This is a genomic window from Sphingomonas sp. Sphisp66, assembly GCF_047324325.1.
Classification (GTDB): Bacteria; Pseudomonadota; Alphaproteobacteria; order Sphingomonadales; family Sphingomonadaceae; genus Sphingomonas.
Genome location: NZ_CP168508.1, coordinates 185,122 through 197,846, shown reverse-complemented (window position 1 = coordinate 197,846; position 12,725 = coordinate 185,122). Strand labels below are relative to the sequence as shown.

Annotated in this window: 16 protein-coding genes; 8 read left to right on the top strand and 8 right to left on the bottom strand. The window is 66.5% G+C overall.

Annotation, left to right across the window (positions count from 1 at the left end; translation table 11 throughout):
* Window positions 1–15 precede the first annotated feature (15 nt).
* Both ACEN8G_RS00955 and ACEN8G_RS00950 read left to right on the top strand, forming a co-directional pair.
* Window positions 16–1,296, top strand: a complete 1,281-nt coding sequence (locus ACEN8G_RS00955; protein WP_413417448.1) for an ectonucleotide pyrophosphatase/phosphodiesterase — start codon at window positions 16–18, stop codon at window positions 1,294–1,296.
* 270 nt (window positions 1,297–1,566) lie between these two features.
* A complete protein-coding gene (locus ACEN8G_RS00950) occupies window positions 1,567–2,013 on the top strand; it encodes a MaoC family dehydratase (RefSeq protein WP_413419442.1) in 447 nt (148 codons plus the stop codon).
* A gap of 149 nt (window positions 2,014–2,162) precedes the next feature.
* Here the strand turns inward: ACEN8G_RS00950 and ACEN8G_RS00945 are convergent, their stop codons facing one another.
* The 4 genes from ACEN8G_RS00945 to petA form a co-directional block, all read right to left on the bottom strand.
* On the bottom strand, window positions 2,163–2,693 hold the full coding sequence (locus ACEN8G_RS00945; protein ID WP_413418329.1) for an adenine phosphoribosyltransferase: 531 nt from the start codon (window positions 2,691–2,693) through the stop codon (window positions 2,163–2,165).
* A gap of 88 nt (window positions 2,694–2,781) precedes the next feature.
* Window positions 2,782–3,618, bottom strand: coding sequence for a cytochrome c1 (locus tag ACEN8G_RS00940; protein ID WP_413418327.1), 837 nt, complete (start codon window positions 3,616–3,618; stop codon window positions 2,782–2,784).
* A 15-nt stretch (window positions 3,619–3,633) separates the two neighbouring features.
* On the bottom strand, window positions 3,634–4,893 hold the full coding sequence (locus tag ACEN8G_RS00935) for a cytochrome b (protein ID WP_413418325.1): 1,260 nt from the start codon (window positions 4,891–4,893) through the stop codon (window positions 3,634–3,636).
* Window positions 4,894–4,906: 13 nt separating this feature from the next.
* Window positions 4,907–5,455 (bottom strand): ubiquinol-cytochrome c reductase iron-sulfur subunit, encoded by a 549-nt coding sequence (petA, locus tag ACEN8G_RS00930; RefSeq protein WP_413418323.1) that lies wholly within the window; start codon window positions 5,453–5,455, stop codon window positions 4,907–4,909.
* Window positions 5,456–5,656: 201 nt separating this feature from the next.
* Between petA and ACEN8G_RS00925 the strand changes: the two genes are divergently transcribed.
* The 3 genes from ACEN8G_RS00925 to ACEN8G_RS00915 all read left to right on the top strand — a co-directional run bounded on the left by ACEN8G_RS00925 (window position 5,657) and on the right by ACEN8G_RS00915 (window position 7,705).
* Complete coding sequence (locus ACEN8G_RS00925; protein WP_413418321.1) at window positions 5,657–6,109, top strand: tRNA (cytidine(34)-2'-O)-methyltransferase; 453 nt, start codon at window positions 5,657–5,659, stop codon at window positions 6,107–6,109.
* Window positions 6,106–6,948: an oxygen-dependent coproporphyrinogen oxidase gene (gene hemF, locus ACEN8G_RS00920; protein ID WP_413418319.1), complete on the top strand. Its 843-nt coding sequence runs from the start codon at window positions 6,106–6,108 to the stop codon at window positions 6,946–6,948. The genes ACEN8G_RS00925 and hemF overlap by 4 nt, the downstream gene beginning before the upstream one ends.
* A gap of 157 nt (window positions 6,949–7,105) precedes the next feature.
* Window positions 7,106–7,705 carry a GNAT family N-acetyltransferase gene (locus ACEN8G_RS00915; RefSeq protein ID WP_413418317.1) on the top strand — a complete coding sequence of 200 codons (600 nt, stop codon included), beginning with the start codon at window positions 7,106–7,108 and terminating at the stop codon, window positions 7,703–7,705.
* Here the strand turns inward: ACEN8G_RS00915 and ACEN8G_RS00910 are convergent.
* Together ACEN8G_RS00910 and ACEN8G_RS00905 are read right to left on the bottom strand one after the other, a co-directional pair.
* On the bottom strand, window positions 7,669–8,409 hold the full coding sequence (locus ACEN8G_RS00910; RefSeq protein WP_413418315.1) for a hypothetical protein: 741 nt from the start codon (window positions 8,407–8,409) through the stop codon (window positions 7,669–7,671). The genes ACEN8G_RS00915 and ACEN8G_RS00910 overlap by 37 nt on opposite strands.
* Window positions 8,406–9,239 (bottom strand): glycerophosphoryl diester phosphodiesterase membrane domain-containing protein, encoded by an 834-nt coding sequence (locus tag ACEN8G_RS00905; RefSeq protein WP_413418313.1) that lies wholly within the window; start codon window positions 9,237–9,239, stop codon window positions 8,406–8,408. Before ACEN8G_RS00905 ends, ACEN8G_RS00910 begins: the two co-directional genes overlap by 4 nt.
* A gap of 55 nt (window positions 9,240–9,294) precedes the next feature.
* Between ACEN8G_RS00905 and lipB the strand changes: the two genes are divergently transcribed.
* The 3 genes from lipB (at window position 9,295) to ACEN8G_RS00890 (ending at window position 11,200) form a co-directional block, all read left to right on the top strand.
* Entirely contained in the window at window positions 9,295–9,978 is a 684-nt protein-coding gene (gene lipB, locus ACEN8G_RS00900; protein ID WP_413418311.1) for a lipoyl(octanoyl) transferase LipB, read from the top strand.
* Window positions 9,979–10,092: 114 nt separating this feature from the next.
* Entirely contained in the window at window positions 10,093–10,338 is a 246-nt protein-coding gene (locus tag ACEN8G_RS00895; RefSeq protein ID WP_307119783.1) for a hypothetical protein, read from the top strand.
* A 181-nt stretch (window positions 10,339–10,519) separates the two neighbouring features.
* Window positions 10,520–11,200, top strand: coding sequence for a hypothetical protein (locus tag ACEN8G_RS00890; protein ID WP_307119782.1), 681 nt, complete (start codon window positions 10,520–10,522; stop codon window positions 11,198–11,200).
* 172 nt (window positions 11,201–11,372) lie between these two features.
* Here the strand turns inward: ACEN8G_RS00890 and queE are convergent, their stop codons facing one another.
* Window positions 11,373–12,005 carry a 7-carboxy-7-deazaguanine synthase gene (gene queE / locus ACEN8G_RS00885; RefSeq protein ID WP_413419081.1) on the bottom strand — a complete coding sequence of 211 codons (633 nt, stop codon included), beginning with the start codon at window positions 12,003–12,005 and terminating at the stop codon, window positions 11,373–11,375.
* A gap of 10 nt (window positions 12,006–12,015) precedes the next feature.
* Window positions 12,016–12,699, bottom strand: a complete 684-nt coding sequence (gene queC, locus ACEN8G_RS00880) for a 7-cyano-7-deazaguanine synthase QueC (protein WP_413419083.1) — start codon at window positions 12,697–12,699, stop codon at window positions 12,016–12,018.
* Window positions 12,700–12,725: the final 26 nt, after the last annotated feature.

Here is a 12,725-nt window from a genome sequence, read left to right as displayed (position 1 = left end):
GTCAGGGGGCCGCCCATGCGCTGGTATTCGAAGATCGCCGCCGCGGCGCTTGCCGCCGTCCTCCAGGCCTGCGCGACCGCGCCGGTGGCGGCGCCGCCGCCCGCCGCCGCGCCCGCCCCGGTCGCCGAGCAGCGCGCGCCGGTGACGATCCTCGTCTCGATCGACGGGTTCCGCAGCGACTATCTGCAGCGCGGCGTGACGCCGAACCTGTCGGCGCTTGCCGCAAGCGGCGTCACCGCGCCGATGCACCCCAGCTTCCCGTCCAAGACCTTCCCCAATCACTGGACGCTGGTGACCGGCATGTATCCGGACCATCACGGCATCACCGCCAACAAGATGGAGGATGCCGCGCGGCCAAAGGAAGTCTTCACCATGCAGAGCGACGATCCGTTCTGGTGGAACGAAGCCGATCCGATCTGGGTGGACGCCGAGAAGGCGGGCATCCGCACCGGCACCGAGTTCTGGCCGGGCTCGAACGTCGCGATCGGCGGCAAGAAGGCCGACAAATGGCCCTATGAGATCCAGGGCGGCACCCGGCCGAGCGACTGGGCGCAGTTCAACCAGGTGATCACCGGGGAGCAGCGGGTCAATGCGCTGATCGACTGGCTGCGCCGCCCCGCCGCGACCCGGCCGAAATTCCTGACGCTCTATTTCGACACGGTCGACAGCGCCGGGCACATGTATGGCCCGGACGACCGGCGCACGACCGCGGCGGTGGCCGATGTCGACCGGCTGGTCGGCCAGCTGGTCGACGGGCTCGCCGGGCTGGGCCAGCCGGCCAACCTCGTCATCGTCGCCGATCACGGCATGGCGGCGACCAGCGGCGAGCGGACCGTCGTCGCCACCACCGGGCTGGCACCGGAGGATTATCACCTGGTCGAGGCAGGCCCCTATCTCAGCCTGACTCCGGCGCCTGGCAAGGAAGCCAAGGTCGAGAAGGCGCTGCTCGGCAAGCACGACCATTATGAATGCTGGCGCAAGGGCGAGATCCCGGCGCGCTTCCACTATGGCACCAATGCCCGCATCCCGGCGATCCTCTGCCTGGCCGAGACTGGCTGGTCGGTGAGCGACAAGCCGGGCCGGGCCGGCGAGAGCGGCGGCAATCACGGCTTCGACAATATGTCGCCCGAGATGAGTGCGCTGTTCATCGCCAACGGCCCGGCGTTCAAGCAGGCGGTGCTGCCGGCCTTCACCAATGTCGACGTCTACCCGCTGCTGCGCGACTTGCTCGGCCTGCCGACCAAGGCCGGGGTGGACGGCAGCGATACGCCCTTCCGGGATGTGCTGGTTCGGTAGGCATTTCGCGCCATCTGGGCGCGGGCGGAGCCGGCCAGAAGTGCCTTTCGTTTTCGGAAGCGCTTTCCCCGGCGAAGGCCGGGGCCCAGACTTGAAAATCACGCGCCTTGGCGCGTCTTCGCCGCGCACTGCTTAGTCTGGGCCCCGGCCTTCGCCGGGGAAAACCGTGCCGGCTACCGGTAGCCCATCCCCCTCGAATGAAAGCGGTACGAGGTGGAAGGCGTGCGATGGGTACTTGCCAAGGATCGGTTTTCATCCGAAACTGATCCCATGCTCTATCTGGACGATATGCAAGTCGGCACGAAGCGGAGCTTCGGCCGGTATGAGGTCACGCGCGAAGAAGTGCTCGACTTTGCGCGGAAGTATGACCCCCAGCCCTTCCATCTTTCCGACGAGGCGGCGGCGCAGACGCATTTCGGCCGGCTCGCGGCGAGCGGCTGGCACACCTGCGCGATGACCATGTCGATGTTCGTCGCCGAGATGGGGGTGAATCCGCAGGCCAGCCTGGGCGCGGCGGGCGTGGACGAGCTGCGCTGGCTCAAGCCGGTCTATCCCGGCGACGTGCTGCGCTGCGAGAGCGAGATCCTCGAGGTGAAGCCCTCGCGCAGCCGGCCCGAGATGGGCAGCATGCGGACCCAGACGACGACCTACAACCAGCATGACGAGCCGGTGCTGCGGTTTGTCGCGCTGGCGCTGATGCGGCGACGGGTGGGTTAAACGCTCGCCTCCCTGAAAGGGAGGGGTTGGGGGTGGGTCGATGCACGCGTTACGGCAACCGCCTCGCCTACCCTTCCAGTATCGCCCGGACCCCACCCACCCCTAGCCCCTCCCTTTCAGGGAGGGGAATTGGAAGGGCGCGTCGCCCCTCAATGCCCGTCGAACGCCACCAGCGAATGGACGTGGATTCCATCGCCGCGCAGCGCGTCGGCGCCGCCCAGTTCGGGCAGGTCGACCACGAAGGCCGCCTGGGTGACTTCGGCGCCCGCCTTGCGCAGCAGGCGGACCGCAGCGCGGGCGGTGCCGCCGGTGGCGATCAGGTCGTCGACCAGCAGCACGCGCGCGCCCGGCGCCAGCGCATCGGCATGGATGGCGATCCGGTCGGTGCCATATTCGAGGGCATAGTCCTCGGCGATCGTCGCGCCCGGCAGCTTGCCGTCCTTGCGGACCAGCAGCATGCCCGCGCCGAGCTTCACCGCCAGCGCCGCGCCGAACAGGAAGCCGCGCGCCTCGATCCCGGCGACCAGGTCGACCGGACCGTCGATCGCCTCGGCCATCCGGTCGATGGTCAGCTTCAGCCCCTCGGCATCGAGCAGCAGCGTGGTGATGTCGCGGAACATGATGCCCGCCTTGGGGAAGTCGGGGATCGTCCGGATACGCTGCCGGATGTCGTCATTCATCGAAACTGGACCCTCTGAACACAGGAATCCCGCCCAGGCCGAGCCGGGGCGGGATCCAGATTGATCGGCATTTACCGCCGGAGCGGGATCAGTGCTTAACGCCTGCCCAGACCGAGCGATAGGCACCATAGGTCAGGAAGCCCAGCACGATGAGGAAGGCGAGCACCGCCCAGCCGGCCGTGCGGCGCGTCTGGAGGGTCGGCTCGGCCGTCCACACCAGGAAGGCGGCCACGTCGGTCGACATCTGGTCCACCGTCGCGCGGGTGCCGTCCGAATACTGGACCTGGCCGTCCTGGGTGAGAGGCGGCGGCATCGCGATGTTGAGGTTAGCGAAATACGGGTTGAAGTGCATCCCGTCGGGCGTCTTGGCGAATTCGGGGAAGTGCTTCAGCGCCTCGGCCGAGGGCTTCTCGTTATAGCCGGTCAGCAGCGAGTGCACATAGGCCGCGCCGTCATGCCGCGCCTTGGTGATCAGGCTGAGGTCCGGCGGGGTGCCGGTGCCCGGATAATAGACCTTGGGGAAGCGGTCCGACGGCACGTTGTCGCGCTCGCCCCAGGTGCCGCCCTTCTCGTCGAACACCGGCTGTTTGACTGCCCAGTCCTTGGCGATCTTCTTCACCTCGGGATCGGTGTAGCCAAGGTCCTTCAGATTGCGGAACGAGACCAGGTTGAGCGAGTGGCAGGCCGCGCAGACTTCCTTGTAGACAAGGAAGCCGCGCTGCAGCTGGCGCGCATCGAACTTGCCGAGCGGGCCGTCCGAGGCGAGCTTCAGCTCCTTGGGATGCTTGTGCATCGCATGCTCGGCGGTTTCGGCGGCCGGCTCGTTGACCACGCCCCGGACCGAGCCATAAAGCGCGATCAGCAGCACGAGGATAAAGCCACCGCCGACCAGGAACTTGATCGATTTGATGAACAGTGAAGTCATTGTTCCCAGTCCCCCTTACGCGCCGGTCTTGGCCAGCACGGCCTCGGTGATCGAGCCCGGCAGCGGCTTCGGCGTCTCGAGGTGCGAGATGATCGGCACGATGATCAGGAAGTGCGCGAAGTAATAGGCTGCCGCGATCTGGCTGAGGATCACGTAGAGCGGTTCGGCCGGAGAGCCGCCGCAATAGCCGAGCACCAGCACGTCCGCCACCAGCACCCAGAAGGCGATCTTGTACATCGGGCGATAGCTGCCCGAACGCACCGGCGACTTGTCGAGCCAAGGCAGGAAGAACAGGAGCAGGATCGAGCCGAACATCGCCAGCACGCCCCACAGCTTCGCCGGCAGGATGAAGTCCGCGGTGAAGGCGCGCAGGATCGCGTAGAACGGCCAGAAATACCATTCGGGGACGATGTGCGCCGGGGTGGAGAGCGGATTGGCCGGGATGTAATTGTCCGGATGGCCCAGATAGTCCGGCGCGAAGAAGATCAGCACCGAGAACAGGATCAGGAACACGACCACGCCCAGGCCGTCCTTCGCCGTGTAATATGGGTGGAACGGCACGGTATCCTGCTCGCCCTTCACTTCCACGCCGGTCGGGTTCGACGAGCCCGGGATATGGAGCGCCCAGATGTGCAGGATCACGGCGCCCGCGATCACGAAGGGCAGGAGGTAGTGGAGCGAGAAGAAGCGGTTCAGCGCGGCATCGTCCGGCGCATAGCCGCCGAGCAGCCAGACGCGGACCCAGTCGCCGACCACCGGGATCGCCGAGAAGAAGCCGGTGATCACCTGCGCGCCCCAGAAGCTCATCTGCCCCCAGGGGAGCACATAGCCCATGAAGGCGGTGGCCATCAGCAGCAGGAAGATCACCACGCCGAGCAGCCACACCATCTCGCGCGGCGCCTTGTACGACCCGTAATAGAGGCCGCGGAACATGTGGATGTAGATCACCACGAAGAACATCGAGGCGCCGTTGGCGTGGGCGAAACGCAGGAACCAGCCTGCGTTCACATCGCGCATGATGCCGACATTGACCGAATCGAAGGCACCTGCGGCCGACGAATGGAAGTGCATCGCCAGCACGATGCCGGTGATCAGCTGGCAGACCAGCGCCACCCCGGCGAGCACGCCGAAGTTCCACCAGTAGTTGAGATTGCGCGGCACCGGATAACCGGCGCCGACGGCGTTGTAGACGAAGCGCGGCAGGGGCAGACGGGAATCCACCCACTGCATCACCGGATTCTTCGGCTCATAATGCTTGGCCCAGGGAAAGCTCATCGCGCTCTAATCCTCACCCAACCACGACGACGGTGTCGGACGTGAAATTATATTTTGGAACCTCGAGGTTCTTCGGGGCGGGACCCTGGCGGATGCGACCGGCAGTGTCATAGGCCGAACCGTGGCAGGGGCAGAAATAGCCGCCGAACGGCCCGCGATTCTCGCCCTCGCCCGCGCCCAGCGGCACGCAGCCGAGATGGGTGCACACGCCCAGCGTGATCAGCCAGTTGGTGTGGCCCTTCGCCGTGCGCTGCTCGAGCGTCTGCGGATCGCGCAGGGCCGAGACCGGCACCGCATCCGCCTCGGCGATTTCCTTCGGCGTCAGGTTGCGGACGAACAAAGGCTGCTTGCGGAAGCTGGTCTTGATCGCCTGGCCTGGCTCGATCTTCGACAGGTCCACCTCGGTGGAGGACTGCGCGAGGACGTCGGCCGACGGATTCATCGAATTGACCAGCGGGAACACCACGACGCCCGCACCCACCGCCGCCACCGAAACGGCGGCATATTGGAGATAATCGCGACGACGGGGATTCTCGGGACCGGACGGGTCGTCAATTGCCATGTTTACCCCTTGCACTTCGAACTTACCGCGACGAACGCGCGGGTAGGACGTGACGCTTACACGGGCGCTAAGGGCCCCCTCGTTGCCCTTCGATGTCCCCCGAATAGGCGCGCCGAGGTGATAGACGGCGGTCGCTCGCTTCCGCAACAGGCTTTTTCAGCGGCTTGTTACGCAAGGGAATAGAACGCTAGGAGCGAGGCCATGCGACTAGCCCTGTTCGAACCCGATATTGCCGGCAATGTTGGCGCCGTGCTGCGCCTGGGCGCCTGCTTCGATACGCCCGTCGACCTGATCGAGCCGATGGGATTCGGCTGGAACGACGCGGCATTCCGCCGGGCGGCGATGGATTATGGCGGCGCGGCGGACGTGGCGCGCCATGCCGATTTCCACGCATTCGCCGAAAAGCTGCCCGGCCGGGTGATCCTGTTCACCACGCGCGGATCGATCCCGCTGACCGAGGCGGTGTTCCAGCCGGGCGACACGCTGCTGTTCGGTTCGGAGAGCCGCGGCGCGCCCGATTACGTCCATGACCGTGCCGACCTTGCCGTGCGCATCCCGATCCGCGCGGGCCTGCGCTCGCTCAACCTTGCCGTGTCGGCGGGCATCTCGCTCGCCGAGGCGCTGCGCCAGACCAATGGATTCCCCCCGCAATGATCGAGCTCGACGACCAGCAGCAGCGCGCCCGGGCGTGGTTCGAAAGCCTGCGCACCGCGATCTGCACCGAATTCGAGGCGATCGAGGCCGAGGCGGGATCGGACGCGAAGTTCGAGTATATCGGCTGGGACCGCACCGATCCCAGCGGCGAGCCGGGCGGTGGCGGCGTGCGCGGGGTGATGAAGGGCAAGGTGTTCGAGAAGGTGGGGGTCAACGTCTCCACCGTCGGCGGCAGCCTGGAGGGCGATTTCGCCAAGTCGATCCACGGCGCCGGCGAGGACCCGAAATTCTTCGCCACCGGCGTCAGCCTGGTCGCGCACATGGCCAATCCGCATGTGCCGGCAGTGCACATGAACACGCGCTTCCTGACCACGACCAAGCGCTGGTTCGGTGGCGGCGCGGACCTCAACCCGCCCATGCCCTATGACGAGGACACCGCGGAATTCCATGCCGCGCTCCAGGCGGCATGCGACGCGCATGACGCCGAGCATTATCCGCGCTTCAAGCAATGGGCGGACGAATATTTCTACATCCCCCACCGCAAGACGCATCGCGGCGTGGGCGGGATCTTCTACGACCATCTGGAGGGCGGCTGGGAGGCGGACTTCGCCTTTACCCAGGATGTCGGCCGGGCGTTCCTCGACGTCTATCCGCGCCTGGTCCGCAAGCGGATGGGGATGGAGTTCACCACCGAGGACAAGCAGCGCCAGCTCGAATGGCGCGGCCGCTATGCCGAGTTCAACCTGATCTACGACCGGGGGACGCTGTTCGGCCTGAAGACCGGCGGCAATATCGACGCGATCCTGATGAGCCTGCCGCCAATGGCGGCGTGGTCGTGACTTCCACCCTTTCCGTCTCCTCCCCTTTTTTCGTCATCCCCGCGCAGGCGGGGATCCAGAGTCACGACGGACGTCGCTCTGCTACCCTGGATCCCCGCCTGCGCGGGGATGACGGAGTATTGGGGGATAGCAAAGCCTCCTCGGACGAGGGTTGCACATGGGCCTGATCCCGGTCGCGGGCGACCAGATCGCCACGGTCGTCACCGCGCTCGAGATGCTGGCGAAGCCGCGGCCGCGGCCCCTGCCCGATTCGCCGCTGCGGCTGGTGCGCTGGAACGCGCCCGACCCGGCCAAGTACCGCGCGCTGTTCCGCCGGGTCGGCGAGCCCTGGCTGTGGTTCTCGCGGCTGGTGATGGACGATGCACGGCTGACGGCGATCATCCACGATCCCGAAGTGTGGGTGCATGCGGTGGTCGACCGGGGCGGCATCGAGGTCGGCATGCTCGAGCTCGATTTCCGCGCCGAGGCCACCTGCGAGCTGGGGTTCGTCGGGCTCGTCCCCGAACTCGCCGGCAAGGGGCATGGCGGCTGGCTGATGGCGCATGCGCTGATGCTGGCATGGCGGCCAGGGGTCAGCCGGGTGTGGGTGCATACCTGCACGCTCGATTCGCCGGGCGCGCTCGGCTTCTACCGCAAGCATGGCTTCGTGCCCTACAAACGCACGGTGGAGACCTTCGCCGATCCGCGGCTCGCGGGCGTGCTGGCGGCGGATGCCGCGCCTCAGATCCCCTGCCTGGGTGCGCTGCCGAGCCGATAGGCGGCGATGCGGATCAGTGCGAGCGCGGTCCAGGCCGCGCCGCCGAACAGCGCGGTGGCGAGGTAGGAGACGGCCGTGACTGCCTGGGCACCGCCGACAAGCCCGGCGATCGTGCCCAGGATGCCGCCGGTGAGGATCACCAGCCCGAAGGCCAGGAAGAAGACCATCGAGGCGAGGCCGATCAGCGCGAAGCCGGTCACGCCGCCGCTGCGCCGCCAGCCTTCGCGGAACGCGCCGAACACGCCGGCGCCGGGATCGGCGGCGAGCGCCGGTCCGGCGAGCCAGGTCCGCGCCAGCACGAACAGGCCGGGGATCACGAACAGCGACAGGCCGAACGAGAAGAGCAGCCCGGCGATCAGGTTGAGCACGAAGAATGCCGGGAAGCGCCGGAGCGCGAGCAGCAGCACTTCGCCCAGCGTGCGCCCGCCGCCCTGGAGATAGAGGTTGAAGATCGCGAAGCAGCCGAAATCGATGACGAGGTTGATCGCCAGGATCGGCAGCAGATTGGCGGTGTAGAAGGCCATGAACGCCGCGCGCAGCTTCTCCGGGTCCTCGGTCGCGGGCAGGTCGAGCCCGCCGAGGAGCAGCGCAGCGCCCAGCATCGGCGCAACGAAGAACAGGCCGGCGACCGGCACGAGCAGCGCCCGCTCGGCGCGCCACAGGGTGACGGCATCGAGGAAGATGCCGCGGCTGGTGAGGCTCATGCGCGCAGCACGCCTTCGCGCAGCCCCGCCTCGGCGGTCAGCGCAAGATAGAGCTTGGCAGTGAAGGCGGGGACCAGCACGGTGAAGCCGGTCTGCACCGCCGCGACCACTACCGAGGTGAGCACCCCGGCCAGCGAGATGCCGTCCGCCGGCCCGCCGGCGACTAGCGTGAAGATGCTGCCGAACACCATGTTGGCGGCGAGGATCGAGACCCAGGAGACCAGGGCGAAGAGCAGGATCACCCCGATGATCCGCCAGGTCATGCCGCGGGTCAGCTTCCACGACTGGCGCAGCGCCGAGAACATCCGCTTCTCGCGCACGATCACGGGATTGGTGACCAACAGCCGCGCGCCGAGCCACAGGATCAGGCAGAGCGCGACCAGCCCGTAGAGCGCGATGCCCCCCGCGATCTGCGGGCTGAGCGAGACGGCGTTGCCGCGCGCGATCTCCATCAGGTCGTAGCCGCCCATCTGCAGCACCAGCGGCACCGGCAGCGCCAGCACGAGCATCGCCGCGAAGATCAGCACCGAGACGGCGAGCGCCGGCAGCAACCGCTCGCGCCCGATCCGCCCGGCGGCGCGGACATCGGCCATGTCGAGCGCCATCGCCGCGATGGTCAGCGATCCCCAGATCGAGAGGATGCCGAACGCGATCTGGACCAGATAAAGCGACAGGACCAGCGCCGGCCCCGCCCCGGTCTTGGCCGCCTGGAAGCTGCCCTCGATCGAGGCGGGCACGAAGAAGGCGAGCAGCGCCACGGGCAGGATCGCGCCCAGATTGTCGCTCAGAAACTCCGCCGTCCGATCCCAGACGGTCCCCATCTTCGCCATGCGACCCATGCCTCCCTTATCGGAGCGGTGTTAGCGGGCGGACATTCTGTTGCCAATGCTTGCGGAATCGTCCCGGCATGCGCAATTCGCGCCCATGACCAAGGATATCGAATGGCGGGTCGCGCCGGAGCCGATCGAATATGGCGCCGCGCTCGCCGAGATGGAGGCGCATGTCGCCGCGCTCACCGCCGGCACCGCGTCCGAGCGGATCTGGCTGCTCGAGCACCCGCCCGTCTACACCGCCGGCACCAGCGCCACCGATGCGAGCGAGCTGGTCGACACGACGCGCTTCCCGGTGTTCCGCACCGGGCGCGGCGGGCGCTACACCTATCACGGCCCCGGCCAGCGCATCGGCTATCTCATGATGGACCTTCGCGAACGGAAGCGCGACGTGCGCGGATACGTCCATGCCGTCGAAGGCTGGGTGATCGCGGCGCTGGCCGAGCTGGGCATCGAGGCGTTCCGCGCCGAGGGCCGGATCGGCATCTGGACGCTCGACGGGCAAGGCCAGGAAGCCAAGATCGGCGCGATCGGCGTGCGCATCCGCCAATGGGTGACGATGCACGGCTTCGCGGTGAACCTGTCGCCAAACCTAAATGATTTCAACGGGATCGTCCCCTGCGGCATCGCCGAATTCCCGGTCACCAGCGCCGAGGCGCTGGGCAAGCCGGTAACGCCCGGGCAATTCGATTCGGCGCTTCGCGCCACATTTTTGCCGTTTTTGGAGGCTCTCTCCTAGGCGAGGTCAAATTTCGAGTCTTGAGGGGTTTGCCCGAACCGTCTAATGTCCACTTCGGTTTGGGTATTAAACGGCTATCCGTAATCCAGATCCATAATCTAGGGAGCTTTCTACATGCGTGCAGTCATTTCGAAGATCGTTGCAGGTTCGATGATCGCCGGCGCGGCCCTCCTGGCCTCGGCGTGCACCAGCAACGAGTCGACCAACGTGACCAACACCACCGAAGTCGTTCCGACCGAGAACGTCACCACCACCGACACCATGGTGACCAACATCGACGCCGCCGCCACCGAGAACGGCGCTGTTGTCGAGAACACCACCACCGTCGAGACCAACACCACCACCAACGCCGCGCACTAAGCAGCGCGCCCGTTAGGGTGTTGTGAAAGGGCCGTCCGGGCGACCGGGCGGCCTTTTTCGTTTCCGCTTTTGCGATGAAATGCCGGGATGGCACGGCTCATGGTAAAAAAGGGCTTCAACGCGGACTCGTAAACCCGTAACCCCATGCCCACGGGGTCAATTGGTAGTTTTCGAGGGCAACATGCTCGCATCGCGTATCGCACTTGGGTTGGCCGGGGGGCTCGGCCTGTTCGTCTCGGCGCCGGCTTCGGCGCAGTTCTTCCTCAAGCCGGCCAATCTCGAGAGCGGCCGCGTGAACGGCACCGAGCCCGGCATGACCGGCCCGGCACTGCCCGGCGCCACCGCCGACGAGTTGCGTGCTGCGCTCGCCTGGAACCTGCGCGCCGCATTGAACGTCGCCGCGCTCCAGTGCCAGTTCGAGCCGACCCTGTTGTCGGTCGACAATTACAACTCGCTGATCAAGGATCACGCGATCGAGTTGCGGGACTCATACGCTACGCTCGAGAAATATTTTGCAAGAACGTACAAGAACAAGAAGCAGGGCCAGCTAGAGCTCGACAAGTACGGCACCCGTATCTACTCGGGCTTCTCGACTGTTCAGGGGCAGCTCTCTTTCTGCCAGACTGCCGCCTCAATCGGCCATGATGCCGTATTCGTGAAGGCCGGCAAGTTCAGCGAGCTGGCGCAGGACCGCATCAAGGAGCTTCGCGCCAGCCTGGGCCCATGGGGCGAGCAATATCGCCCGCAGGGCTATGTCGTCACCGGCATGTACGGCGTGAAGATGCCCCCTTTCGGCAACGACAAGTGCTGGAAGAAGGGCATGTACCAGGTCAAGAAGTGCGGGCCGCTGCTGCTCGATTGAGCGCCTGAGCAATCCCCCTCCCTGCAAGGGAGGGGCTAGGGGTGGGTTAGAAAAGGTCGGGCTCGATGCCCGGCCTTTTCTGTTTTTACTGGTCGCATGGCCGAGCTCGCTGCGCTCGCCACCCACCCCCTACCCCTCCCTTGCAGGGAGGGGGGTCAGAAGAGGTACGCCCCTATCGCAGCCCCAGCATCTTGTGCGTCTGCAGCGTCAGCCGCCATTTCGGCCGGTCCATCGCGAAGGCAATCGCCGCCTCGATATTCTCCTGCGCCGCAACGCTGTCCATCGGCTGGATCAGGAAGTTGGCGAAGTCCCAGCCCTCGATCGCCTCGACATCGGTGCCGGGCTGGGGCCAGACCAGCTTCAATTCGTCGCCCGAGCGCTGGACGACCTCGCTGCCCGCCTTGGGGCTGATGCACACCCAGTCGATGCCGGGATGCGCGGGAAGCGTGCCATTGCTCTCGATCGCGATGCGGAAACCGCGGGCATGGAGCGCGTCGACCAGCGCATCGTCCACCTGCAGCATCGGCTCGCCGCCGGTGAGCACGACGAAGCGCTTCTCCGCCCCCCTGCCCCAGAAACCCTCCACTGCATCGACCAGAGCCTCCGCCGTGGCGAACTTGCCGCCGCCCAGCCCATCGGTGCCGACGAACTCGGTGTCGCAGAACTGGCAGATCGCGCTGGCCCGGTCCTGCTCGCGGCCGGTCCACAGGTTGCAGCCGGCAAAGCGGACGAACACCGCGCGCGCGCCGGCATTCACGCCCTCGCCCTGCAGGGTGAGGAACATCTCCTTGACGCTGTAGGTCATAGCCGGGCCCTTACGGCTTGACGGCGTAGCGCGTCGGATCGGGCACGCCGGCTTCCTCGAAGCCCCGGGAGCGCAGACGGCAGCTGTCGCACAGCCCGCAATGCAGGCTGCCCGGCGCCGGATCGTAGCAGGACCAGCTGAGCCCCAGGTCGAGCCCGAGCCGCGTGCCTTCGCGCACGATATCGGCCTTGGTCATGTGCTGGAGCGGCGCGCGGATATGGAAGGGCTCGCCCTCCACCCCGGCCTTGGTCGCCAGCTCGGCGAGCTTCTCGAAGCCTTCGATGAACTCGGGGCGGCAATCGGGATAGCCGGAATAATCGAGCGCATTGACGCCGATATAGATGTCGCGGGCGCCCGAAGCCTCGGCCCAGCCAAGCGCCAGGCTGAGGAAGATCGTATTGCGCGCCGGCACATAGGTGACCGGGATATCCTCCCCCACCCCGGTCTTCGGCACGTCGATATCCGCGGTGAGCGCGGAGCCGCCGAACGCCCGCAGGTCCATCGGCATCACGATATGGCGCTCGGCGCCCAGCGTGGTGGCGATCCGGCGCGCGGCGGCCAGTTCGACCTGGTGGCGCTGGTTATAGTCGAAGGAAAGGGCGAACAGCCGGTGCCCCGCCTCACGCGCGAGCGCGGCCGAGATCATCGAATCGAGGCCGCCGGAAACCAGCACAATTGCAACGCTGTCAGTCATCGCAGGCCCCTAGCCCGATTCATGCT

What these genes read in the sequence shown, in the direction of transcription:
- ACEN8G_RS00905 (WP_413418313.1), bottom strand. Translation starts at nt 9,239, where the DNA reads ATGGCGAAGATGGGGACCGTCTGGGATCGGACGGCGGAGTTTCTGAGC.
- lipB (WP_413418311.1), top strand. Translation starts at nt 9,295, where the DNA reads ATGCTTGCGGAATCGTCCCGGCATGCGCAATTCGCGCCCATGACCAAG.
- queC (WP_413419083.1), bottom strand. Translation starts at nt 12,699, where the DNA reads ATGACTGACAGCGTTGCAATTGTGCTGGTTTCCGGCGGCCTCGATTCG.
- ACEN8G_RS00945 (WP_413418329.1), bottom strand. Translation starts at nt 2,693, where the DNA reads ATGAATGACGACATCCGGCAGCGTATCCGGACGATCCCCGACTTCCCC.
- ACEN8G_RS00890 (WP_307119782.1), top strand. Translation starts at nt 10,520, where the DNA reads ATGCTCGCATCGCGTATCGCACTTGGGTTGGCCGGGGGGCTCGGCCTG.
- petA (WP_413418323.1), bottom strand. Translation starts at nt 5,455, where the DNA reads ATGGCAATTGACGACCCGTCCGGTCCCGAGAATCCCCGTCGTCGCGAT.
- ACEN8G_RS00915 (WP_413418317.1), top strand. Translation starts at nt 7,106, where the DNA reads ATGGGCCTGATCCCGGTCGCGGGCGACCAGATCGCCACGGTCGTCACC.
- ACEN8G_RS00895 (WP_307119783.1), top strand. Translation starts at nt 10,093, where the DNA reads ATGCGTGCAGTCATTTCGAAGATCGTTGCAGGTTCGATGATCGCCGGC.
- ACEN8G_RS00935 (WP_413418325.1), bottom strand. Translation starts at nt 4,893, where the DNA reads ATGAGCTTTCCCTGGGCCAAGCATTATGAGCCGAAGAATCCGGTGATG.
- queE (WP_413419081.1), bottom strand. Translation starts at nt 12,005, where the DNA reads ATGACCTACAGCGTCAAGGAGATGTTCCTCACCCTGCAGGGCGAGGGC.
- ACEN8G_RS00910 (WP_413418315.1), bottom strand. Translation starts at nt 8,409, where the DNA reads ATGAGCCTCACCAGCCGCGGCATCTTCCTCGATGCCGTCACCCTGTGG.
- ACEN8G_RS00950 (WP_413419442.1), top strand. Translation starts at nt 1,567, where the DNA reads ATGCTCTATCTGGACGATATGCAAGTCGGCACGAAGCGGAGCTTCGGC.
- ACEN8G_RS00955 (WP_413417448.1), top strand. Translation starts at nt 16, where the DNA reads ATGCGCTGGTATTCGAAGATCGCCGCCGCGGCGCTTGCCGCCGTCCTC.
- ACEN8G_RS00925 (WP_413418321.1), top strand. Translation starts at nt 5,657, where the DNA reads ATGCGACTAGCCCTGTTCGAACCCGATATTGCCGGCAATGTTGGCGCC.
- hemF (WP_413418319.1), top strand. Translation starts at nt 6,106, where the DNA reads ATGATCGAGCTCGACGACCAGCAGCAGCGCGCCCGGGCGTGGTTCGAA.
- ACEN8G_RS00940 (WP_413418327.1), bottom strand. Translation starts at nt 3,618, where the DNA reads ATGACTTCACTGTTCATCAAATCGATCAAGTTCCTGGTCGGCGGTGGC.